Annotated in this window: 17 protein-coding genes; 7 read left to right on the forward strand and 10 right to left on the reverse strand. The window is 63.1% G+C overall.

Annotated features, from left to right (window positions below):
- Positions 1-63: 63 nt before the first annotated feature.
- Complete coding sequence (locus tag HJC04_RS28120) at positions 64-7,170, reverse strand: hypothetical protein (protein WP_221147619.1); 7,107 nt, start codon at positions 7,168-7,170, stop codon at positions 64-66.
- 463 nt (positions 7,171-7,633) lie between these two features.
- Between HJC04_RS28120 and HJC04_RS28125 the strand changes: the two genes are divergently transcribed.
- Complete coding sequence (locus HJC04_RS28125) at positions 7,634-8,017, forward strand: Hpt domain-containing protein (protein WP_221147620.1); 384 nt, start codon at positions 7,634-7,636, stop codon at positions 8,015-8,017.
- Between the two features lie 206 nt (positions 8,018-8,223).
- Positions 8,224-8,544, forward strand: a complete 321-nt coding sequence (locus HJC04_RS28130) for a 2Fe-2S iron-sulfur cluster-binding protein (RefSeq protein ID WP_011425597.1) — start codon at positions 8,224-8,226, stop codon at positions 8,542-8,544.
- Between the two features lie 357 nt (positions 8,545-8,901).
- Here HJC04_RS28130 and HJC04_RS28135 read toward each other — a convergent pair whose 3' ends face one another.
- The gene (locus tag HJC04_RS28135) at positions 8,902-9,528 is read right to left on the reverse strand and encodes a DUF922 domain-containing Zn-dependent protease (RefSeq protein ID WP_210631116.1); all 627 of its coding nucleotides are present in this window, start codon (positions 9,526-9,528) and stop codon (positions 8,902-8,904) included.
- 102 nt (positions 9,529-9,630) lie between these two features.
- Between HJC04_RS28135 and folP the strand changes: the two genes are divergently transcribed.
- From folP to folK, 3 genes are read left to right on the forward strand one after another with little or no spacing between them, the layout of a single operon-like run.
- The gene (gene folP / locus HJC04_RS28140; RefSeq protein WP_221147621.1) at positions 9,631-10,500 is read left to right on the forward strand and encodes a dihydropteroate synthase; all 870 of its coding nucleotides are present in this window, start codon (positions 9,631-9,633) and stop codon (positions 10,498-10,500) included.
- On the forward strand, positions 10,497-10,862 hold the full coding sequence (gene folB, locus HJC04_RS28145) for a dihydroneopterin aldolase (RefSeq protein ID WP_008525873.1): 366 nt from the start codon (positions 10,497-10,499) through the stop codon (positions 10,860-10,862). The genes folP and folB overlap by 4 nt, the downstream gene beginning before the upstream one ends.
- Positions 10,855-11,373, forward strand: a complete 519-nt coding sequence (folK, locus tag HJC04_RS28150) for a 2-amino-4-hydroxy-6-hydroxymethyldihydropteridine diphosphokinase (protein ID WP_221123393.1) — start codon at positions 10,855-10,857, stop codon at positions 11,371-11,373. The genes folB and folK overlap by 8 nt, the downstream gene beginning before the upstream one ends.
- A 61-nt stretch (positions 11,374-11,434) precedes the next feature.
- On the opposite strand, the gene HJC04_RS28155 is transcribed toward folK, so the two are convergent.
- The 4 genes from HJC04_RS28155 to HJC04_RS28170 form a co-directional block, all read right to left on the reverse strand.
- Positions 11,435-11,986, reverse strand: a complete 552-nt coding sequence (locus tag HJC04_RS28155; RefSeq protein WP_011425593.1) for a hypothetical protein — start codon at positions 11,984-11,986, stop codon at positions 11,435-11,437.
- A gap of 208 nt (positions 11,987-12,194) precedes the next feature.
- On the reverse strand, positions 12,195-13,274 hold the full coding sequence (locus HJC04_RS28160; RefSeq protein ID WP_210631118.1) for a YcjF family protein: 1,080 nt from the start codon (positions 13,272-13,274) through the stop codon (positions 12,195-12,197).
- Complete coding sequence (locus HJC04_RS28165; protein WP_210631119.1) at positions 13,271-14,746, reverse strand: YcjX family protein; 1,476 nt, start codon at positions 14,744-14,746, stop codon at positions 13,271-13,273. Before HJC04_RS28165 ends, HJC04_RS28160 begins: the two co-directional genes overlap by 4 nt.
- 75 nt (positions 14,747-14,821) lie before the next feature.
- A complete protein-coding gene (locus tag HJC04_RS28170; RefSeq protein WP_210631120.1) occupies positions 14,822-15,316 on the reverse strand; it encodes a histidine phosphatase family protein in 495 nt (164 codons plus the stop codon).
- Between the two features lie 275 nt (positions 15,317-15,591).
- Between HJC04_RS28170 and dksA the strand changes: the two genes are divergently transcribed.
- On the forward strand, positions 15,592-16,011 hold the full coding sequence (dksA, locus tag HJC04_RS28175; protein WP_008525884.1) for an RNA polymerase-binding protein DksA: 420 nt from the start codon (positions 15,592-15,594) through the stop codon (positions 16,009-16,011).
- Positions 16,012-16,102: 91 nt separating this feature from the next.
- Here the strand turns inward: dksA and HJC04_RS28180 are convergent, their stop codons facing one another.
- The gene (locus HJC04_RS28180; protein ID WP_221147622.1) at positions 16,103-16,738 is read right to left on the reverse strand and encodes a DUF1062 domain-containing protein; all 636 of its coding nucleotides are present in this window, start codon (positions 16,736-16,738) and stop codon (positions 16,103-16,105) included.
- A 396-nt stretch (positions 16,739-17,134) separates the two neighbouring features.
- Positions 17,135-18,163, reverse strand: coding sequence for a flagellar biosynthetic protein FliO (locus tag HJC04_RS28185; RefSeq protein ID WP_221123382.1), 1,029 nt, complete (start codon positions 18,161-18,163; stop codon positions 17,135-17,137).
- Between the two features lie 305 nt (positions 18,164-18,468).
- On the opposite strand from HJC04_RS28185, the gene cckA reads away from it, so the two are divergent.
- Positions 18,469-21,069: a cell cycle histidine kinase CckA gene (gene cckA / locus HJC04_RS28190; RefSeq protein ID WP_221147623.1), complete on the forward strand. Its 2,601-nt coding sequence runs from the start codon at positions 18,469-18,471 to the stop codon at positions 21,067-21,069.
- Positions 21,070-21,331: 262 nt separating this feature from the next.
- Here the strand turns inward: cckA and HJC04_RS28195 are convergent, their stop codons facing one another.
- Together HJC04_RS28195 and HJC04_RS28200 are read right to left on the reverse strand one after the other, a co-directional pair.
- Positions 21,332-22,258 (reverse strand): pseudouridine-5'-phosphate glycosidase, encoded by a 927-nt coding sequence (locus HJC04_RS28195; protein ID WP_064806159.1) that lies wholly within the window; start codon positions 22,256-22,258, stop codon positions 21,332-21,334.
- An 89-nt stretch (positions 22,259-22,347) separates the two neighbouring features.
- Positions 22,348-23,292 carry a carbohydrate kinase family protein gene (locus HJC04_RS28200; protein ID WP_221147624.1) on the reverse strand — a complete coding sequence of 315 codons (945 nt, stop codon included), beginning with the start codon at positions 23,290-23,292 and terminating at the stop codon, positions 22,348-22,350.
- Between the last annotated feature and the right edge of the window lie 13 nt (positions 23,293-23,305).

A 23,305-nucleotide genomic window follows, 5' to 3' on the forward strand; every position in this document is an offset into this window, starting at 1 on the left:
TCATCAGTGAAAGCCGCCTGACACATGTTCAGGCGGCTTCAGCTCCACGATATCGGCCAGACTCTATCTCAGCCTGCCCGCTGCATGGGCGAGCATGGTGTAAACCTTCCCCGTATCCGAGGTCAGATAGGACTGTGTGACTGTCTGGTTCGGGTCGGTTCGGGCGACGTCGGCGAGCAGCTTTTCGAAATCGCCGATATAGCGGTCGACAGCGGTGCGGAATTCCGGTTCGCGGTCGTATTTGCGCTTGATCTCGTCGAAGGTCTGCTGGCCCTTCAGCGTGTAGAGGCGGCGGGTGAAGACGTCGCGCTCACCGCGCTGGTAGCGGCGCCAGAGATCGACCGACGCATCGTGATCGATGGCCCGGGCGATATCGACGGAGAGCGAATTCAGCGATTCCACGACATGGCGCGGATTGCGGCTGTCGTTGCTGCGTGCGGCCGGTGCGGCGGTTTCCGCCGGGCGGGCGGGAGCACGGGTCGGCGCTTGGTCCGCGGCCTCTTCACGGGATGCGCCCCGCAGAAGATCGCTGATCCAGCCGCCACTTTCCCGGGCCGGTTCCTGGCGGCCCAATTCCTGGCGAGTGGGAGCTGGCTGCTGAGCGGCCCGCTGAGGACTGGCGGCCGGAGCGGACGGCGCAATCGTACCGCGCAGACCCGCCGCTTCGATCGGCGCAGGCGCTGACGGCTGCGGCGGCTGAGCTGCGACCGGCGGAGTCGGGCGCGGAGCCGGCTGCGCCTGGGCAAGCGAGCGGGCGGCAGGCTCGGAGATTTCCAGCTGCTGGCTGGAGCGGCCGACAAGCTGCGAGATATCCTGCAGGGCCTTGATCTGTTCGGCGACGGCGCGGCGCATGGCCGAGGCGCTTTCCTTGGCTTCCTCGGGCAGGTCGAAGGCGCCGCGCTTCAGTTCGGCGCGGGTGGCGTCGAGCTCGTTGCGGATGTCGGCAGCGGAGCGGCGGATGTCCTCGGTAGCGCCGGAGAAGCGGCCGACGGCATCCTCGATCGCCTCGCGCAGCGATTCCCGCATGTGCTGGGCAGCACCATCGGAGGCGCGGCCGGCTTCGCCGAGCATGCGCTCGACTTCCGACAAGGAGGCGGTGAGGCCGCCGCGAATGCGATTGGAGAGATCGCCGGAACGGCGTTCGACATTGGCGAAGGTGCTGTCGATCGTCGTATTGGCCTCGTCGCCGGCGCGGGTGATCGCCTCGCGCATCGTCTCGGCGGCCTCCTGAGCGCGCTTCTCGGTTTCCGTCAGAACGCGGCCAATATCGGCAAAGGAAGATTGTACGCCCTGGCGCAGGTTGCCGGTGACCTGGTTGGAGCGTTGCTCGGCCCGCTCGAACACGGTTTCGATCATGTCGCCGAGGCCGCGCATGGTCTTTTCGATCTCGTCGGAGCGCTGGACCAGGCTGACGGAGAGGGCCTGCAGCGCGCCTTCACGCTCCTCGAGCGTCGAGGCGAGGTTGGACTGGGCGGCACCCAGAAGCTGCGAGGCCTGGGTCAGAACCTTGGAATGTTCGTCGAAGCGGCCGATGATGCTGCCGACCTGGGCCAGCGTCTGGCCAGAGATGTCGGAGAGGCGGTCGACCTTGCCTTCGAGAAGCCTGGTCGAGGCGTTGACCATTTCAGCCGCCTTGGTGGCGGAGTCGGCAAAGCGGGTCGTGGTTTCGCCGAGACGCCCGTCGACGCTCGTCAACTGTTCGGCGGCGCGGTTCATCATCATCGCCATCGCCGCGCTGCTTTCCGACATGCGCTGAACCAGGCCGTTGACGTTGCCGACCAGGCTATTCTCGATGGCGCTGACGGCGTTGGCGACATTCTCGGTGCGGGCGGCAACGGCGCTGGCGAGCGCTTCGTTCTCGGCGCGCAGACGGTCAGCGCTGAGATTGGCTGCGGCGGTAATGCGGGCAGCCGCCTGCTCGCCGGCATCGGTGTAGCGATCGATGATCGGGCGGGCGGTTTCGTCAAGGATGCGGGTCAATTCGACAGAGCGGCCTGACAGCATCGAATTGAGGTCGCGGGTGCGTTCCTCAAGCGTCGAGCGGATCGAGTTGCCACGCGCTTCGAGCGCCCGGTCGACGTCGGAGAGGGAAGTATCGATCTCGCGGACGCGCTCCTCGAGATTGGAGCGGATGGCGCTGCTGCGGGCTTCGAGCGCCCGCTCGACATCCGCCATGGTGGCGGAAATCTCGCTGCCGGCCCCGGACAGGGTCGTGCGGATGGCATTGCCGCGTGCCTCGAGCGACTGGCCGGCATCCGACAGGGCCTTGGAAATGGCATTGACCTGGGTGCCGACAACCGTCTCGGCCTCGGCGACCTTGTTGACGATTGCATTGCCGGCTTCCGAGAAGGTCTGGGCGACGGCAGCGGCCTGAGTTGCCAGGCGGTTCTGCGCTTCGGCAACCCGCGTGACGATCTGCGACGAGCGCTCATCCATGGTGCGGGTGAATTCGTCGCTTTTCGCATTGAGATCCTCGGCGAACTGCTGGCCGGTCTTGCCAAGCAGTTCCGTCGTTCTCGTCGCTTCGCCTTCCATTCCCTGGGCTGCTTCGGCCACCGCGCTGCGCAACGTCGAGGCGAGGCCGGCGGCCTTGCCCTCGATGGTGCGGTTAACGGCTTCGAGGCCGACGGTCAAGGCGCGATCCATGGTGGACAGGCGTTCCTCGATGCGTTCGTTGCCGCGGTCAAGGGTTTCGCCGAGACTTGCCGTGCGGCCCTCGATGGCGCCTGCAAGTGTGGTCGTGCGGCTGTCCAGCGTCTCGGCCAGACTGGTCGTGCGGCTGTCGATTGCCTGCGTAAGATTGGCGGCGCTGCCTTCGAGCGTCGTCGAGATGCGTTGAGTGGCGTCATCACCGAGTGCGCCAAGTCGGGAAATGCCGTTGGCAAGCACGCCGGAGAGCTGGCTGCTGGCGGCTTCGATCTTTTCGGCAACGCCGCCGACGCCGTCGCGGATGCGGGTCTCTATCGCTGTAAGGCCGGATTCCATGCGAGAACCGGTTTCTTCAAGGCGTCCAGCAAGGTTCTCGACCGACTTGTCGAGATGGGTGGAGAGGTTCTGTGCGGAGCTCGAGATCGTGTTCGCCGCCTCCTGGAAGCGGCCGGCGATCTGGCCGGCGCCGGCGCGCATGCGATCTTCCAGCGTCTGGGCGCCGGCATCGATCGCCTGGCGGATCGAGGCTTCTCGGTCTTCCAGCGACATTTCGAGCATGCTGACGCTCGTCGCCACCGAAGTGCCGATGTTGGTCGCCTGTTCGGTGAGTGTATCGCTGATCTGCGCATGCGCCTGGCTCAGCGACAGCTCGATGGCATTGCCGCGGTCCTCGAGCGTCGTGCGGATCCGCTCATGGGCGGAAGCAAGCCCGCCTTCGATGCGTGCCGCGGCCTCCTCGGCCAGACCCCCAAGCCGCGCATGGGCGTCGCTGAGGCGGCCCTCGATGCGGCCGGTCAAGCCGCCGACGAGATCCTCAAAGCGGGCGCCGCCCGCATCGAGAATGCCCGAAAGAGCCGCGCTGTGCTCGGAGAGCGCCGATTCAAGCCGCCGCTGATTGTCGGCATAGGCGTTGTGGATGGCATCCGTCTTGTCGGCAAACGCGCCGGCAACACGGGCCTCGGCACTGGTGACGGCCTCCATGATCGCATTGCTGCGGGCTTCGAGGGCGCTGTCGAATCGGCTCTGGTTGTCATCGAGCGAAATGGCGAGCGCCATGGTCTTTTCGTCGAGCCTATCTGTGAGCCGGTCATGGCTTGCCGTTACGGCACCGACAAGCGCGGCTGCGCGATGTCCCAGGGCTTCCTCGAGGCGGACCTGCCCTTCGTTCAGCGAGGCGGCCAACGCGCTGGCCTTCTGGTCGAGCACGCCATTCAGGCGTTCATGTGTGCCGGAGACCGCATTGGTGATCGCATCGGCGCCTGATGTCAGCGTCTCCTCGAGACGGCTCTGGCTCTCGTTCAGCGATATGGCAAGGGCCATCGCCCGATCGTCGAGCGTCTCGGACAGGCGGTCATGGGTGGTGGAAACCGCATTGAGGAAGGATTCCGAGCGGCTCTCCAGCGTGTCCTGCAGGCGGCTCTGGCCTTCGTTCAAGGAGGCGGTCAGTGCCGATGCCTTCTCGTCAAGGGTTTCGGCGATGCGCTCATGCGTACCGGAGACGGCCTTGAGGAAAGCTTCGGAGCGGGCTGCCAGCGTGTCTTCGATCCGCGTCTGATTCTCATTGAGCGAGATCGCGAGCGCCATCGCTTTCTCGTCCAGCGTTTCCGACAGGCGATCATGGGTGCCGGAGACTGCATTCAGCAGCGCTGCCGACCGGGTCTGCAGCGTGTCCTCGATGCGGGCCTGGCCTTCGGTCAGTGACATGGCAAGCGCCATCGCCTTTTCGTCGAGCGTCTCGGCGAGGCGGTCATGAGTGCCGGATACAGCATCCAGCAGGGCCGCGGAGCGGCTTTGGAGCGTATTTTCGATGCGTGACTGGGTCTCGCTCAGCGAGTTGGCAAAAGCTGCCGCCTTACCTTCCAGCGTCTCGGCAAACAGGTCATGAGTGCCGGAAACGGCGTTCAGCAGGCCCGCCGAACCGGTTGCGAGCGTTTGCTCGATGCGGGTCTGGCTCTCGTTCAAGGAAATGGCAAGCGCCATCGCCTTTTCATCAAGGGTTTCGGCAAGCCGGTCGCTCGTGCCGGACACACTGTTCAACAATGCTTCGGCGCGGGTTCCAAGCGCGTCTTCGATGCGGGCATGGCGCTCGTCGAGCGAAGCCGTCAGGGCTGCTGCCTTGGTATCCAGCGTTTCCGATAGCCGATCATGCGTGCCTGAGACGGCGTTGAGGAAAGCCGCGGAACGGGTCTCCAGCGTGTCTTCGATGCGGCTCTGGCTTTCGTTCAAGGAGATGGCGAGCGCCATCGCCTTTTCATCAAGGGTTTCGGAGAGGCGGTCATGGGTGCCGGAAACGGCGGTGAGCAGCGCCTCGGAGCGGGTTTCGAGCGTATCCTCGATGCGGGCCTGGCTCTCGTTCAGGGAAATGGCAAGTGCCATCGCCTTTTCGTCAAGCGTTTCCGCAAGACGGTCATGGGTGCCGGAAACGGCGTTGATGATAGCGTCGGAGCGGGTCGTCAGCGCTTCCTCGAAGCGGCCGTGATGGGTGGTTAGCGCGTCGATCAGCGCTCCGCCGCGCTCCGACATGACGCTGTCAATACGCTCATGGGCTGTGCCAACCGCGTCCCGGATTTCTGCTGCGCGCGCTGTCAATACGCTGGTGAGTTCCTCTGCGCGGCCGCCGAAGGCCGTCGTGACCTGCTCGGTGCCGGCGGCAACGGCGGCGGTCAAATCGGTAGTGGTTGTGCGCAGCGTATCGCGGAATTCGGCCGAGCGGGCCTGAAGATTGTTCTGCAGATCGGAGGTGCCTGATGCAAGCGCCAGCGCGATGTCCGACGTGGCGCTCTGCAGCGCCGAGGTCAGCTCGCCGGTGCGGCTGGTGAGTGCGGTGGTGATTTCTTCCGTGCGGCTGTTGAGCGTGCTCTCCAGCACTTCATGACCGGTTGCGAGCGCAGTCGCGAGCGCCAGCGACTGGTCGGTCATCGAGGAGCCGAGCCGGTCGATGCTGGAAGTCAAAATGCCCTCGATCGAATCCGAACCGCCGGTCAGGGTTTCGTTGATGCGGGCAAGGCTCTCCATCAGCTTGGTGTCGAGCGAGCCGGTGCGCTTGTCGAAAGCGCTGGTGAATTCGGCGACACGCTCGTCGAAGGCGGTCGACAGCTGGGCAACGGTCGTCTGCAGGCGTTCTTCGAAGAAGCCCGAGCGCAGGTCGAGATCCATGACGGCGTCGTCGGCGGTGCTCTGCAGGCTCTGGCGGAAGCTTGCGCCCTTCTCATCGAGCGCGCTGTTCAGCTTGGACAGCACGTCGTCCAGCGTCCCGCCGATGGTGCGTTCGCCCGATGTCAGGCTCTCGTTGATCTCGCGGGTGCGGGCGATCAGGATCTCGTTCAGCTGATGCGTGCGCTCGTTCAGCGCCGCGTTCAGCTTCTCGGTGCTGCTGTCCATGGTCGAGGCGCGCGTCTCGAACTGGCTGAGCAGTCTTTCGCCGTGTTCGTTGAGGTTGACGGAGAGCGCCTCGAGGCGGTTATCGAATTCGGTGGCGAGCGCAAAACCGGAGGCGTTCAGTGTCTGGAGGAGGCTGTCGGTCTTGGCGGCAAGCAGGCTGCCCATCGACTGCAGGGCGCTGTCCGATTTTTCCAGGATCGTCGCTGCGCGCGTGTCGATCAGCGAGGCAAAGGCTTCACCCGATGTGGCGAGCCGCACGGCGATCTCTTCGGTCGCCAGCGACAGTTCTTCCTTCAGCTGGTCGTGGACGCTGCCGATCGAGGTGCGGATGCGGTCGGCATGATTGACGATCGCCTCCCGCTCCGAGCCGAGTTCATGGACAAGACCGCGCACGCGCAGCTCGTTGTCCGCATAGGAGCGTTCCAGCGCGTTGACTTCGGAATGGACCAGCGTTTCCAGCTCGGAAGCGCGCGCAATGGTGCGCTCGATGCCTTCGTTCATGGCCGAGACCTCGCGGCGCACCGCCTGGCCAACGGTCATGATGCGTTCGGAGGCGATTGTTTCCGGCTCCGCCAGGCGCAATGCCACCTCTGCCATGGAGCGGGCGGCGTTGCGCATGTCCTGGGCGCGGGAGATCATGATGGCGAAAGCATAGAACAACATCACCGGAATGATGATGCCGACCAGGCCGGCAATGACGCCGGGCAGGGCGACGAGATCGGCGATCGAGCGGATCTGCCAGATCTGCGGCGCATAAAGCAGCGACATCAGGCCGAGGCCCGCCATGACCCAAAGCACGGAAAACAGGGTAGCGGTGCGCATGGCCGAGCGGCTGGAAGCGCCGTCGAAGGATTTCAGGATCGAGGCGGGCGTATTGCGGCTGGCATCATTGGCGGGCGCGAAGGCCGAAGCCCTGGAAGCCTGCTCGGCCCCGGCGCCGCGGCGGCTGCGGCGCCGCGCTTCTTCCTGGGCCTGCTGATTGCGCGCATTCGATGGATCAGACACATTACCCTCCGGCGCCTGGGGCGCGTCGCCGTGGCGAGACGGCACATTGTCCTTGCCAAAGTCGATCTGGAGCGCCTCGTCCAATGCCTTGAACGCCTTGTCCTCGATCGACTCATTATATTTGTTATTCGCCATTCGGTTACGCCTCGTTACTGTCGGCCGGCCCGGCAGCGCACCCCCGGCTTCCGCCTGCCCGGGAACAACTTTGCCGTTGCGGCCCTCCATCCCAACCGCGGACGGATAAGCATGTCATTTCAGAGTAGATAGCCGCTTTTTCAAACGGAAGGTATCAAAACACTACCATTATCCACTCACTCGGCAAAGGCGCGTGCCATAAACCCGCTCCACCAGTATCGTAGTGACACATCTGGGCTCTGCACACAATTAATGAAGGCTTGAGATTCATGGCTCGTTAACCCGTTGTTAACACCTTTGAATCCGAGGCCCTGCTTAAAAACCAATAATTTAGTGATATTTAACGGATGTTAACCATATGGTGAGATTTTCGCGCCCGATGTGCCGGAATTTAACGCGATGGCCACCCTCCCGACGCAGAACTGTAGCAAGTGCGGACGACCTGAGACGGGAGAAATGGCAAATGGCGGCCCAGCTGGCAGCATTGAAGATCGTATTCGAGGCGCCTGATAATGCAAAGGGGCCGTGCCCCTCGAAGGTCCGGCCGATCGATCTCGTCCATCTCGCAAAGCAGACGATGGGCGACAAGTCTCTGGAAATCGAAGTCCTTCAGATGTTTGCGCGCCAGGCGCGGGCGTGCCTCCAGGATATGGCGAGCGGTGAGACCGTGCGTGTCGGCGCGGCCGCGCATCGGCTGAAAGGTGCGGCGAGTTCGGTCGGCGCATTCCACGTGTCGCAGACGGCTGAAGTCGTCGAGGAGACCGGCGGCGATGCCAGCGCGATGGCGGCGCTCGGCGCTGCCGTTCTCGATGCCGAGAATTTCATTCTCAATCTCTGCCGCGGCTGACCTCCAACTTTTCTTTCGTTGATCGAACGAGGCCCGTTGTTTCATTGCGGAACCACGGGTCTTTTTGCGACGCCCCAGATGACGCTTTGAAGACGGCGGGCGAGGGCCGGATCTGCGAGGTTAGGGCGGATTTCCGAATGTTGACTGACGCGTCGAATTGTCGGAAGAAACTCCGCCCACCCATTTGAAGACCGGAAATAGTCCTGATGCCCAAACTTACCATCGTCGCCTTCGACGGCACGCGCTTCGACCTCGACGTCGACCAAGGCTCCACCGTGATGGAGAATGCCGTGCGCAATTCGGTGCCCGGCATCGAGGCCGAATGCGGCGGCGCCTGCGCCTGCGCCACCTGTCACGTCTATGTCGACGAGGAATGGACGGAAAAGGTCGGCCAGCCGGAAGCGATGGAAGAGGATATGCTCGACTTCGCCTTCGACGTGCGCCCGACCTCGCGGCTCTCCTGTCAGATCCGGATGAAGGCCGCTTATGACGGGCTCGTCGTGCACGTGCCCGAACGCCAGGCCTGAGGCGCTCTGCGTTTCGCGCCAGCGCATCGGCCCGAAAATCGGAATCGATTTTCGGAGGCGAATATCCGACATCATCACCACAAAAAAGACGCCTCGCGCGCTGGTGCGAGCGAGGCGAGGCGGGCGCATTACCAACGGATGAGGGAGGAACATCCGCGGCTTCGGAACGCGCCAGGAGAACCCAACGAGGAAAGTCCAGATGCCGTACCTGAACTTTCGAATGTGTTCATATTAACGCGTTCCGGTTGAGTCTGCCAGAATGAAAAATGACCATTAAAACGCTGGGGAAGGGGTAAGTTTCGCACAAGTTTCGTTGCGCAGCTAAGTTTTTCCGCTCGTCACCAGCTCGAAAAGGCCTTAATTTCCGCCGGCTCGACCATTGATTCGATTTTTCAGCAATCTCAGCATGCGCTTCTGGAAGTTGACCGCCTCAACCCGGTCGAATCGCGCCTGCAGCCGATCGTGCTCCTCTATGCCGCGAGTTGATTCGTTGGAGACGAGCTCCTGCATGGCCTCGCAGTTGCGCTGCTGCGGCAATGCGCGGATGGCGCGCTCCATGGCGCGGGCCTGGTCTCTGGCGATTTCGGCATGACGCTCCTCATGGCGCTTGATGTCGCTCGACAGTGCGTCCCATATCATCGACAGCTCCTTGCTGGCGCCTCTGCGGCTGTTCCAGCGCGGCAGTATGACCTGGGTGTGAACGGTGACCTTGACATTGCCGACGCGGCATCGGCCATTATCCTGGATATAGGTGGCCTCGCCGCCGAAGCGTATCTTGGTGGCGCCGGGATGGCGTGCCGACGAACCGCTCGCCGTCGGGCCGCGCCGGCTGAGCTCCCGGTCGAGCTCATCGGCGGTTTTGCCGCGGATGTCGAAATAGGAATAACTTTTCGATGCGATCACTTCGGCTGCCGCTGGACTGCTGACGGAAAGAGCAATGGAAAAGGCGACAGGAAGGCACATATAACGCATTGCAAGCGGCATTCTGAACGCAACCCATGTTGAAATCGGCAGGAGCTTGGGGCATAGCCACCGTAAGCGCAATATCGGATGGCGGCTTTTTTCGTCATCAATAGGACAAGTCTGGTGACAGGGCTCGAAGGCAGTTTCTGGAGTGTCGGCCATGGCCGGGAAATCGAACTCGGCGGTCGTTCGGCGATCATGGCGATCATCAATGTTACGCCGGACTCCTTCTCCGACGGCGGACGTTTTGAAACCGTCGATGCCGCCGTCGAACATGCATTGCAGGCGGTCAGCGATGGTGCTGCGATCATTGACATCGGTGGCGAATCGACCCGGCCTGGTGCGTTGTCGGTCAGCCCTTCGGAAGAGCAGGCGCGGGTGTTGCCCGTCATCGAGGCGCTGCGCGGTCGCACCGAGGCGCTGATCTCGATCGATACCTATCGTGCCGAGACGGCGCGGCTTGCCGTCGGCGCCGGCGCCCATATCGTCAACGACGTCTTCGGACTGCAGAAAGATGCAGGTATTGCGGATGTGGCCGCGGCCACCGGCGCGGGGCTCTGCATCATGCATACCGGCCGTGACAGGGTTAAACTTGCCGATGTGATCGCGGACCAGGCGCATTTCCTCGAAAGGTCGCTGGCGATCGCCGCCGCGGCCGGAGTCAACATCGACCAGATCGTGCTCGATCCGGGTTTCGGCTTCGCCAAGGAGATGGCTGAGGAGAACCTGGAGCTGATGGCGCGGTTTTCCGAACTGTCGCGCTTCGGCCTGCCGCTGCTTGCCGGCACGTCACGCAAGCGCTTCCTTGGCGCGGTGACGGGGCGCGAGGCGCTGGAGAGGGATGTGGCGACAGCCGCATCAAGCGCGCTGCTCAGGCTTCAGGGGGCTGCGGTTTTCCGGGTGCACAATGTCGCAATCAACAGGGATGCGCTTGCTGTCGCCGATGCTATGCTCAATGCGCGCCAGGAATTCGAGAGGAAGCGGCCGTCATGACCACCTACACGATCACGCTGCAGAACTGCGCCTTCTTCGCGCGCCACGGCGTGCATGACGAGGAGGAATTCCTCGGCCAGCGCTTCTTCGTCGACGCCGAGCTCGATGTGGTTGCCGGCGAAGCGCTGGAAAGCGATTCGATCAACGACACCGTCAATTACGGCATTGCCTTCACGGTGATCGAGGAGATCGTCACTGGCAAGCGACGCTACCTCATCGAAGCACTGGCGCTCGATATCGCCAAGGGCCTCTGTCAGACATTCCCGCAGGTGCGCCGGGCGAAGATCACGGTGCGCAAGCCGAATGCGCCAGTGCCAGGCGTGCTCGATTTCGTGCAGGTGAGTGTTGAACATTTTGCCTGAGGCTGAATCACAATCGGCCACACTCGGCCTCGGCGGCAATATCGGCGATCCGGTAAAGGCGATGGCCGCGGCGCTGCAGAGGCTGGACGGGCGCGACGACTGTCGTGTCACCGCCATATCGCGGCTCTATCGCACGCCGCCTTGGGGCAAAACGGACCAATCGTTCTTCTTCAACGCCTGCGCAGCCGTCGAAACCCGGCTCCCTCCGGAGGCGTTGCTCGATGTCTGTCTTTCGATAGAGCGTGAGATGAAACGCGAGCGTATCGAGCGCTGGGGACCGCGCACGCTCGATATCGACGTGCTGACCTATGGCAATGTCGTCCAGCAGGCGCCGCGGCTGGAGCTGCCGCATCCCCGTATGACCGACCGCGGTTTCGTCCTGATGCCGCTTGCCGATATCGCCCCAGGCCTTCTCGTCAAGGGCAGGACAGTCAGTGAGTGGCTGCAGGAGGCCGATGTGGCCGGCATCGAGGTCGCCGATGATAGCGGCGACTGGTGGCGCAGCGCCTGAGGCTCTGAAACGCGAACGGCGGGAAACCCGCCGCTTCAGGAAAACCCGTAATCCAGTCGGTCTACTGGATGGAGCCGACGGCCATTTCGTCGACCTGACGAGTCAATGTCAGGCCGATAACCGGGATCATCTGGCTTTCGACCTTGACCGACACGGTAACGTTCATCGTCTTGTCGTCACGCACGCGGGCGATCATCGCGCCATTCAGCTTGGCGCGGTTAATGCCGACCACGACCGTATCCTCGGTGACGGCGCCGGAGACGACGTCAAGACCCTTGCCGGCGGCGCCGTCGAGGAACTTGCCCTTGTAGGTGGAGCCCGACTGCGAGATGACGGCGCTCATCGGCTGCTTGAAGACGCCGACGCGGCAGGTTCCATCGAGCTTGATGCCGGCAGTGCTGTCGCCGGTGGGTTCACCGGTCAGGTTGCAGGTGAATTTCGTGCCCTTGTACTTGCCGGCGACGATCTCGCCCGGGCCCTTCCAGGAGCCGGTGACGGATTCGAAGAAGGCCTTGTCGCGGGTTGCGGCAGTGGCTGCCGGAGCGACGTCTGCGACAGGAGACAATGCCGCGGCGGCGAGGCCGCATAAGAAGAGAAACTGGCGCGAATACATGGATTTTCCTTGGCAAACACCACTCACGAACTGGTGCCAAGTTTTGCCGAAGAATGGTTAATCCTTCCTTTCGATTGTGCCGAATGCGAGTGATTGGATTTCTGTCGTGCCGCGCGGATTTTAGGATCCGGCGGCTACAGTGTTGAATCTGCTTAACTTCGCCAACTTCACCTACGGGAAGGTGAGAGCTGCGGAATCGCCTCGTCGCTTAAGGATTGTTGCCGCGCGGCGACATTGAAGGTGTGAGGTCGCCGATAAAATCGCCGATTCCCGGTCGCTTCACCGCACGAAAGGCAAGCGGGCGACAGAGATCCATCGCCGCGATTCCGATGCGAGCGGTCATCAGGCCGTTGATCACGCCTTCGCCGAGTCGAGCCGATAGCTTCGAGGCCAGCCCATGGCCGAGCACCTGCTGGACGAGACTGTCGCCGACAGCGATCGAGCCGGTGACGGCGAGATGGGCCAGCACGTCACGCAGGAGGCGGCACATGCCGAGCGTGCCGGGGCGGCCTCCGTAAAGCTCGGCCATGGCGCGGATGAGGCGCACGGACTCGTAGAGCACATAAAGCAGATCGACGATCGCGCGCGGGCTGACGGCGGTAACGATCGAGACGCGCTTGGAGGCGTTGACGATGAGCGCCCGCGCTTTGCGGTCGAGTGGGGCCAGGAGTTCGCGTTCGGCCAAGGCGATCAGATGCGGGGGGTCGATGACCTCGCCCTCGGTCGCCTTCAGCGTCGCGCGGCCCTTCGATGTCTCGGGGCTGGCCGCAAGAAGCGTGGTGAGGCGCGCAACGACGGCGCGCGCTTTCGCCGGCCGTGTTTCGAGGATCGCCGCCTCTGCTTCCGCCTTGATCGCTTGAACAGCGGCAAGGCGCATCATGCCCGCGGTCTCGCGGATGACGAGGGCAAGAACGGCGAGAATGCCGATCGCCAGCACGCCAAGAGCTGCATAACCTAGCCAGTCGGCGCGGGTGAAGAGATTGCGGATCAGCCGGTCGGTCCAGAGGCCGATGCCGAGCGATAGCAGGATCCCGAAGGCGCCTAGTGCGATCTTGCCGAAGGAGGTGCGCCGCTTGCGTGGCGTCGCCACCGGCACTGCGCTCGCATCCCTGTCGGGATTGATGAAGGGATCCTCCTCGTCAGGCGTCAAGACGATGTCTTCCGAGAAGCTTTCCGGTCTGCGTCGGCCTTGCTGTTGCCGACCATTGTCGCGCGGCACGGCAGCCTCATCCTCATAGGCGAAGGCGGCGGGTGGCCGTTGCGGCAAATCGGAGGGGGGCTTACTCATGCGAGACGGTCTCCGAACAGGAACTGCATGGCGCGGTCAAGGCGGATATGCGGCACCGACAGCTTGATGCCGCCGCCGGTCTCCTCGAGATGCGGCGGGCGGAATCGGACGACGTTAACGTCGGGCAGGGTATCGGCGGTCTCGCCGGAAGCGATGCGGTCGAACAGGCTTTCCGGATCCAGCGGCAGGTCTCCGGGGAAGATCGCGGTCTTTTTCTGGCCGTCGAATCGCTCGCCGGCAATGGTTTCACCCTCCATCGGCGTGCCGACGATGACAGGCAGTTCATGGCCGTCGCGTTTGACCGATGCCTCGCGCGTGGCGCGCACGGAAGCGAGCGCCATCACGTCGATTCCGGCTCCGGCCATGCCGATGCGGGCGATGGCGCGATCGACGAGGCGGCGGGTCAGCGCATCGAGCCGATCATGGCTCTCATGATGGAGATGGTCGGCCTTGGTGGCGGCGACCAGCACACGGTCGATACGGCGCCCCAGCAGCGACGAGAGCAGCGAGTTGGTGCCGGGGCGGAAGCAGGCGAGCACGTCGGTCAGCGCGCGCTCCAGATCCTGGACGGCTTCGGGGCCGCGGTTCATGGCCTGCAGCGCGTCGACCAGCACGATCTGCCGGTCGAGCCGGGCGAAATGCTCGCGGAAGAACGGTTTGACGACCACGGATTTATAGGCCTCGTAACGCCGCTCCATCATCGTCCAGAGCGAGCCGCGATGGGGACGCGCGCCCGGCGGCAGGACGAGCGGGGCGAAAGTCAGTGCCGGCGAGCCGTCGAGATCGCCGGGCAGAAGCAGACGCCCGGGCGGCAAAGTGGAGAGTGAGCGTTCGTCGGCCTTGCAGGCCTTGAGGTAATCGGCAAAGGCGGTGGCAAGCGCGCGGGCTGCCATCTCGTCGGCGCCGGCATTTATATCGGCGGCACGTGTCAGAGCCAACCATTCCCGCGACAGTTCGGAGCGCACGCCGTTTTGCGCAAGCGCAATCGTTTCCTCGCTGAACGTGCGGTAATCCTTGCCGAGCAGCGGCAGGTCGAGCAACCATTCGCCTGGATAATCGACGATATCGATTGACAGCCTGCCAGGCGAGAACAGGCGGTTCCACCCGCTGGCGCTCTGATAATCGACCGTAATGCGCAGTTCGGAAATGGCGCGCGTGGAATCCGGCCAGACGCGGTCCTTCACCAGCGCCCGGATATGATCCTCATATTGGAAACGGGGCACGGCATCATCGGGCTGAGGCTCCAGCCGCACGGCCGAAACGCGTCCCGACTGCACCGGCTCGAACAGCGGCAGCCGGCCGCCATGCAGGAGATTGTGGACAAGCGAGGAGATGAAGACCGTCTTACCGGAGCGGGAGAGGCCGGTGACGCCGAGCCGCACGGTCGGATTGACGAGGCCGCTTGCCCTGTCGGCGAGATTATCAAACGCGATGCGGGCGTCGTCGGCGAGGGATGTCAGGCGTGGCGGCAAGGCGCAATTCCGGTTGATGACTGCCGGCAATATAGGAAGACTGCACCGCCCGAAAAAGAAGCGGAGCGAAAGACTTCAGACGACGAGAAAATCGATCAGGCGCCAGCCGCTGGCGGAAGCATCGAAATCGACAACGGCAAGACCTGCCGTTGGAAAGCCGGCGGGAAGGGCGTTTACCATGGCCTCGCGGCCGATCAGCGCCTCGAGCGCCTGCTCGATCGTCGGGTTGTGGCCGACCAGCATGACGGCGGCATTATCCTGCGCATCGACGATTTCGACATAGGTATCGACCGTGGCGTTGTAGAGCGCGTCGATGTAACTCACGTCGAGTGTCAAACCCATTGCCCGATGCACGGCGTCGGCGGTGTCGCGGCAGCGAAGCGCCGTCGAACTGATCAGAAGATCGGGACGGTAGCCCTTGGCGGCGGCTTTGTCGGCGATAACCTCGGCATCGCCGTAGCCTTTTTCGTTGAGCGGGCGGTCGAAATCGCGCTGTCCGGGTTCGGCCCAGGCGGCCTCGGCGTGACGCAGGAGATAGATGCGATTGGGCGGAGGCAGGGGTACGGTCATGGGTAAATCCGGGATCGGCGGGTCTTTTCAGTAGCGGTTGCGATCATCCGCCGTCAACCGCCAGCCATGCCGCAACGGCCCAAAACGTGGGCGACCACAAGGCGTTTTGAAGACGAGACGAAAATTGCGAACGCGAATAATCATGAGAAAATAGTCCCTTAGCCAAAAATTGTAACAGATTTAAAAATCTGTTTAGCTGTCGTATTTGGCTTGAATCGCGGCTAGCGCTTGGGATATACACCCGCCCAGATGAGATGTTCTTCAGGAGAATCGCGTTGAGTGAGAAGATCGATCTTAGCAATTACGTTCCCTCGGAAGAGGAAGAATTCATGAACGTAAACCAGCGTGCCTACTTCAGGGCAAAGCTGGTCGCCTGGAAAAACGATATCCTTAGAGAAGCGCGCGAAACACTCGACCATCTGGCCGAGGAAAGCGCAAACCATCCCGATCTCGCCGACAGGGCGTCGTCGGAAACCGACAGGGCGATCGAACTTCGCGCCCGCGATCGGCAGAGAAAACTGATCTCCAAGATCGACGCGGCGCTGCAGCGCATCGAAGACGGCACCTACGGCTATTGCGAGGAAACCGGCGAACCGATCGGTCTCAAGCGTCTCGACGCCCGTCCGATCGCGACGCTGTCGATCGAGGCGCAGGAGCGCCACGAACGTCGCGAAAAGGTCTACCGCGACGAATGACCATTCCCATGCAGAGATGAGACACATTCAGCGCCGCGATCCGATCGCGGCGCTTTTTGTTGAGCCATCTCCCGATGTGTCGAAGAGGCGGTTACGGGAAAGCGTCCGTCGCCAGAGCTTTCCAGAATGGTTCCCGCTCCGCCTCCGTGGCGAGATCGATTGTGACGAGGGTGCCATTCATGATCCGCCGCCGCATGATGTCGGCCCGCTCGGGCTCTGTTCGACAGAGGCCCCGATCGTGAAGAGCCTGCAGGCGGGAGCGTGATATCTTCAACTCGCTGGCCAGCAGCCGATCCAGGCGCATGCTTGCTGGAAACGGGGCCGTAAGTTCGATTTCCAGGCTCGTCCAGCCTGTGGTCTCGTGCCGAATCTCCTTGGTGATGTCGAATTCGGCGAACTCGTCCACACGCTGTGACTTGCGCCGCAGCGCATCAAGATTGAAGGTTTCCGCCCGAATCCAGCTCGGGTCGTTGGATTGCAGCGCGTCGAGAATCATCGGATCGACGTCTCGAATATTTCGGCGTTCGAAGATCGGGCGGTTCCATGTCCTTTCGCAGATCAGGCATTTGTAGATCAGCCAGGCGTCGAGCTTGCGACCGTTTGCATTAAGCCGGATCTTGCCGCTGGATCGGAAAGCTCTGAGGCCCCCGCATCCGCCGCAGGCAATCCATGGCTGCGGCGCCGTCTTGGGAGTGATGGTCCATCGGACCCGAAGTGTCTTGCACATATCGTCTTGGTCTTCCGTTCGGAAGTCCACCAAGATGGTGCATGAGAAAACCCTTGCGGGCGCGGTATGGCGATGTCGTGGGCGGCTGAAGAGCTGAGACAGCGGAGCACATGGCACATTGTAACAATGCCAAACCGGTCTCTCGCCACCACCCGATGAACATGTTCGCATGCCGCCAGCGCGTCGCTTGCGACAATACGGGTAAAACTGGGGTGAGACCGGTATTTACTTAGGCAAAGCCTCGAATGCGCCAATGCTCTTCAGCCTGATCGATAGCAAATGATCAGCGTGATAGGGAGTCCCCGAGGCATCGGTGACGTGAAAGCCGCAGCATTGCGGCTTTTATGCAACTTCATGACGAAGGCTGAGCGACGGCAACCGATGTAAGCGTTTGTCTTACTTGTCGCGATTGACGCTCATTTCGCCGAAGATGCGGGCAACTTCTTTCTGCAGTTCGGTATCGGCACCGGTGATGGGGGCAAGTTCGGGATCACGGCGCGGCTGGTTGGCCGGCTGCGGCGCGGCCTGACGAGGGCCCTGATTTGCCGGGGCCGGCACGATGCGCTCGGCCGTCAAATTGTTTGACATTTCCTCTTCCAGCACCCGTTGGAAATCACGGCGGATCGCCGCTGCCGATTGCACAGCCGCATCGTCCTCGGCCGTAGCGGCAGCGGCGCGCGGCGCCGGCATATCCGGGGCGGAGACCTCGGGCTCGATGCGCTGCTGAGGCAGCACGCGCTGGCGGGCGGCATCCAGGATTTCGGCGGCGCTTGCGGTATCGCGGAACGATGCCGGCTGCGCGCCGGCGGCAGCAGAGGGGCGCTCCGGGGTGCGCGCTTGGGGCGGGACAGCGCGTAGGGATTGGTCGTGTTCGGTCGATAGAGGTGCCGTCGCCGGTTCTGGCGGAAGAGGGCCGGTGGCCACCGGCGGCGGCATGGTGGGCGCGGCCGATGGTTCGGGGCGCGGCCGCGGCTCCGATGCGGTGGGCGCAGCGAAGGGGGGGCCGGCGGCCGGCTCGGCGCGGGGTGTGACCGGCGCACGGGCGGCGGAAACAGGCGGTGTTTCCGGCCGCGGGACTGCAATCGGCCGCTCGGCGGCAGGCTCCGGGCGTGAGAGGCTTTCCGGCTGCTCGGTCGTCTGCGGCAGGATCCGGCTTTCAATGACGATATCGGTCGGGCCACCGATCATGATAAGATGCTCGACATCATCTCGGCGCACCAGCACCAGCCGGCGGCGGGCGTCGACGGCTGCCGCGTCCAGCACCTGCAGGCGGGGCTGACGGTTGCGACCGCCGCGTACAAAGGGCGACGGGGCGCGGCCTCGCATCAGCCAGAGTGCCAGAATGAGCAGGAGGAGCGCCAGGCCAACGCCACCGGCCGCAAGCAGGAAACGGCTGCCATAGGCTGCGACAAGATCATCGAACATAGTCACTCACTCCATTTCACATTCGGCACATATTGACGACTTTTCCGTCCCTTAGGCAAGGGCAGCCGGCCCTGTCCAGCCATGCACGAATGCGATTTCGTGTTATGCCGAATTGCAGCTGCCGGCGTCGCGCGCAGGCAGCTGCCGCAGGCATCAGCCGCAGATGGCGCTCTTGCCTGTGAATTCAAGCGGTCTTGCCGGCGACCGGTGTTTTTGCCGGCTTGGCAAATTGCTAAGAAGGAAAGAGCGCCTGATTCCCGCTTCTTATTCGTGCTACGAGGTGGGGGGGCATATGCGAGGAATATATGACGAAACCGCGTCAGGTCGACGACTATAACGCACCGCTTGTGGATCGTGGGGGGCGTTCTGGCACGGTTTTGCGCATTCTTCTCCTGGCGCTCGTGCTGATCGCGGCCGCCGGGGCTTTTGTCGTCTTCAAGCGATCGCTCGACAACGAGATGGTGCTCGGCGGTCTAGGCGTTCTCGCCATGGTCGGCATCTTCTTCCTGGTATCTTCCGTCATCGGCTTCATCGAAGTGATGCCGCAGCGCCAGTCCGACAGTCTGGCGCGCGCCTTCCTCAACAGCCACCCGGATGGCACGCTGATCACCGACGAAAAGGGCCGTATCATCTATGCCAACGCCGCCTATGGCGCGCTCACCGGCGCGCGCAAGGCAACAGAAGTGCAGACGCTGGAAACGCTGCTGTCGCGGCATCGCGAATCCAACGAGGCGCTCTACCGGCTGGTCAACGGTCTGCGCGAGGGCAAGGAGGGCCGGGAGGAATTCCGCCTGCTGCGCGCCGTCGGGCCCGGCAGCAACAGCTCGGGCGCGCATTGGTACCGGCTGAAGGTGCGGCTGCTGCAGCCGGAGGATGATGGCGGCAAGCCGCTTCAGATCTGGCAGATCACCGACATTACCGCCGAACGCGACGATCAGGAGCGCTTCTTCAAGGAGCTGCAGAATGCGATCGACTATCTCGATCACGCTCCGGCCGGTTTCTTCTCTGCCGGCAGGAAGGGCGAAATCTTCTACCTAAACGCGACACTTGCCGAGTGGCTGGGCCTCGACCTGACCAAGTTCCTGCCCGGCTCGACGTCGATTGGCGATCTGGTGGCGGGCGAGGGGCTGGCGCTGATCCAGTCGGTGCAGGCCGAGCCCGGCCTGAAAAAAACCGTGACGCTGGATCTCGATCTGCGCAAGACCAACGGCCAGAGCCTGCCGGTGCAGATCATCCACAGCGTCACCTCGATGCGCGACGGCGCTCCAGGCGAAAGCCGGACGATCGTGCTGGCGCGCGGAAAGAGCAGCGAGAGCGGCCAGTCCGCTTCGGCCGCCGCCATGCGCTTCACCCGCTTCTTCAACAATACGCCGATGGCGATCGCCTCGGTCGACGGCGATGGACGCATCCTGCGCACCAACGCTCCGTTCCTGAAGCTGTTCTCCGGCATCGTCTCGCGCGACGACCTGGAAAAGGCGCCGTATCTCGAAACCATCGTGCAGGAGAGCGACCGGCCGCAACTGGCCGCGGCGCTGACGGCCGCCAAGGACCGGCAGGGTGACATCCCGCCGCTCGACACCCGCACGCCGACCGACGAGGCGCGCTATTTCCGCTTCTATGTCAACGCCGTCATCGACCAGAGCGACGAGGCGCCGGAAGAAGCGGCGATCGTCTATGCCGTCGAGGTGACCGAGCAGAAGGCGCTGGAAGCGCAAATGGCGCAGACGCAGAAGATGAACGCTGTCGGAACGCTCGCCGGTGGTATTGCACATGACTTCAACAACGTCCTGACGGCGATCCTGCTTTCTTCCGATCACCTGCTGCTGCAGGCGCGTCCTTCCGATGCAAGCTTCGCCGATCTGATGGAAATCAAGCGCAACGCCAACCGCGCCGCGGTGCTGGTGCGCCAGTTGCTCGCCTTCTCACGTAAGCAGACGATGCGGCCCTCGGTGCTGAACCTCACTGATGTCGTCGGCGACCTGCGCATGCTGGTCGACCGGCTGCTCTCCGGCACCAATGTCAAGCTCGATGTGCAATATGGCCGCGATCTCTGGCCCGTCAAAACGGACCTTTCGCAATTCGAGCAGGTGCTGATCAATCTCTGCGTCAATGCGCGCGACGCAATGCCCGACGGCGGCACGCTGACGCTGCGCACCCGTAATCTGACTGCAGCCGACGTCGCGGCCTTCAACTATTCCTACATGCCGGCCGAGGACATGGTGCTGGTCGAAGTCGCCGATACCGGTACAGGCATCGCGCCCGAGATCATGGACAAGATTTTCGAGCCCTTCTTCACCACCAAGGATGTCGGCAAGGGCACCGGGCTTGGTCTCGCCATGGTCTACGGCATCGTCAAGCAGTCCGGCGGCTACATCCAGCCAGAATCCGAAGTCGGCAAAGGCACGACCTTCCGGGTCTTCCTGCCGCGCCACATCCCGGAGCCGGCGATTGCCGCGGAGGCGGGTTCGATCGACAGTGCCATCAATGAAGTCCCAGCCGCGCCCGCGGTGACCGCGCAGCAGCCGGAGGACCTGACCGGCTCGGCCGTCGTCCTTCTCGTCGAAGACGAGGAAGCGGTGCGCCGCGGCGGCAAGCGCATGCTGGAAACGCGCGGCTACACCGTGCATGAGGCGGGCTCGGGCGTCGAGGCGCTGAGCATCATGGAGGAGCTCGAGGGCAAGGTCGACATTGTCGTTTCCGACGTGGTCATGCCCGAAATGGACGGCCCGACGCTGCTGCGCGAGTTGCGAAAGAATTATCCCGACCTGAAATTCATCTTCGTCTCCGGCTATGCCGAGGACGCCTTTGCCCGCAATCTGCCCCCGGATGCGAAATTCGGATTTTTGCCCAAGCCGTTCTCGCTGAAGCAGCTTGCCGTGGTGGTGAAGGAAACGTTGGATAGCTAATTACGGCTTGATGGTTTCCGGAGAGAGCACACTGTGTGGCACCCCCTCTGCCCTGCCGGACATCTCCCCCACAAGGGGGAGATCGATGAGCGGCTTAGCCGTCCCACACAGCCACCGCTTTGCCGAGCTACAACGCCTATTGTTTTGGTAAACCTTGGGTCCAGCCAATCTCCCCACCTGTGGGGGAGATGCCCGGCAGGGCAGAGGGGCGGCTCAACGGCACTATCTATCTGTATGGCGGGACCGGCCCGGCCGTCAAAAATTACTCACCCAAAGCCACGGCAATCTCCGCCGCAAGCCTTGCATTGTTCTCCACCAGAGCGATGTTCGTCTTCAGGCTCTGACCATCCGTCAGGTCGAAGATGGTCGAGAGCAGATAAGGCGTCACCGCCTTGCCGGTCACTTCGTCGCGCTCGGCGCTATCAAGTGCCCGCTCGATATAGATTTCCATCTCTTCACGCGCGATTTCGTCGGCTTCCGGCACCGGATTGGCGACGAGCATGCCGCCGTCGATGCCGAGCTGTTCGCGCACCGTCTGGAAATTGGCGATGGCCGCCGGGCTGTTCAGCGAGAGCGGGCTGCGGATACCTGATGAACGCGACCAGAAGGCTGGGAATTCTTCGCTCTCATAGGTGACCACGGGCACGCCGCGCGTCTCCAGCACTTCAAGCGTCTTTGGAATGTCGAGGATTGCCTTGGCGCCGGCGCAGACGACGATAACGCCGGTGCGCGCGAGCTCTTCGAGATCGGCTGATATATCGAAGCTTTCCTCGGCGCCGCGATGCACGCCGCCGATGCCGCCTGTGGCGAAGACACGAATGCCGGCGCGGGCCGCCGCGATCATCGTCGCCGCGACCGTGGTGGCGCCGGTGCGGCGCTCGGCGATCGCGAAGGCGAGATCGGCCCGCGACACCTTCATCACCTCAGTTGCCTTGGCAAGCTGCTCCAGTTGCGCAGCTTCAAGGCCGATATGCAGCGTGCCGTGGATGACCGCGATCGTTGCCGGCACGGCGCCCTGTTCGCGAATGATCGTCTCGACGCTGCGCGCCATTTCGATATTGCCGGGATAGGGCATGCCGTGCGTGATGATGGTCGATTCCAGCGCCACCAGCGGTGCGCCGCGCTGCTTGGCGCTGGCGACCTCCTTCGAATAGGCGATCGGCAGAAGAGGGGAGATGGGCTTGGTCATGATCTTGTCCTGTGATCGGCGGAGCATGAAACCGAAAAGCGTGGGCGGTTTTCGAACGGCATCATGCTCAACTCTTTAATTCAGTCGCTTCAATGTAGAATTCTGACCTCGGGAACAAGGGCAAGTGCCTCGTTCAAGAGATCCGGCGTCAGATTTTCGTTGACGGCGTGCCGTGACTGCACCGTGAGCGCTGCCGCCGCCGCGCCGTGGCGAATGGCCTCCTCAAGCGGCAGGCCAAATATCAAGGCGGCGAGCGTGCCGGCGGCAAGGGAATCGCCGGCGCCCGTGACATCGGCGACGGTGTCGGCGATTGGCGGCTGCAGCGCCACGGCGCGGTCTTTGCAAATCGCAACAAGCTCGCGCCGGCCGCGGGTGACCACGGCGTTTCTGATGCCGATCTCGTTCAGGAGCGGCGGCCAACCGCCCGAATCCTCCGGCTGCACGCCGGTAACGGCAGCGGCTTCGGCCTCGTTCAGGAACAGATAGTCGATATCCGCGATGCAGGGTTTCAGCCGGACCACCTTGGCCGGCGAGATTGCGATGGCCGCGACGGGTTTGGCCAGGGAGTTCGCCTTGGCGACGATCGCCGCGATCGTCTCTTCCGGCAGATTGGCGTCGACGAGAATGAAATCATGCGCGGCGAAGGCCTCGCGCACCCAGCGGATGGACAGGCGCCGCGGCACGAAGAAGCGGTAGAGATCCATGTCGGCAAGGGCGATCACGAGGTCGCCGTTCTTCTCGATGATCGCTGTGTAGCTCGGCGTCTTGCGGTCGAGGAAGACGAAGGGCCGGTCGTCGATGCCGGCGAAATCGGCGGCTTCGCCGACCATTTCGCCGAAGGGATCGCCGCCGCGCGGCGAGATCATCGTCACGTGAAAGCCCAGTCTTGCAAGGTTGCGCGCCGCATTGAAACCGCCGCCGCCCGGCTCCTCGATCCAGGTGCCGGGGTTGCTGGCCCCTGGCGCCGTTTCGCCGGAGATGCGGCCACGCCTGTCGATATGGGCGCCGCCGAGAACGAGAATCTTTTTCATCAACTCACCCGCTTCT

Origin of the sequence: Rhizobium sp. NLR8a, from assembly GCF_019685235.1 — a bacterium.
Taxonomy (GTDB): Bacteria; Pseudomonadota; Alphaproteobacteria; order Rhizobiales; family Rhizobiaceae; genus Rhizobium.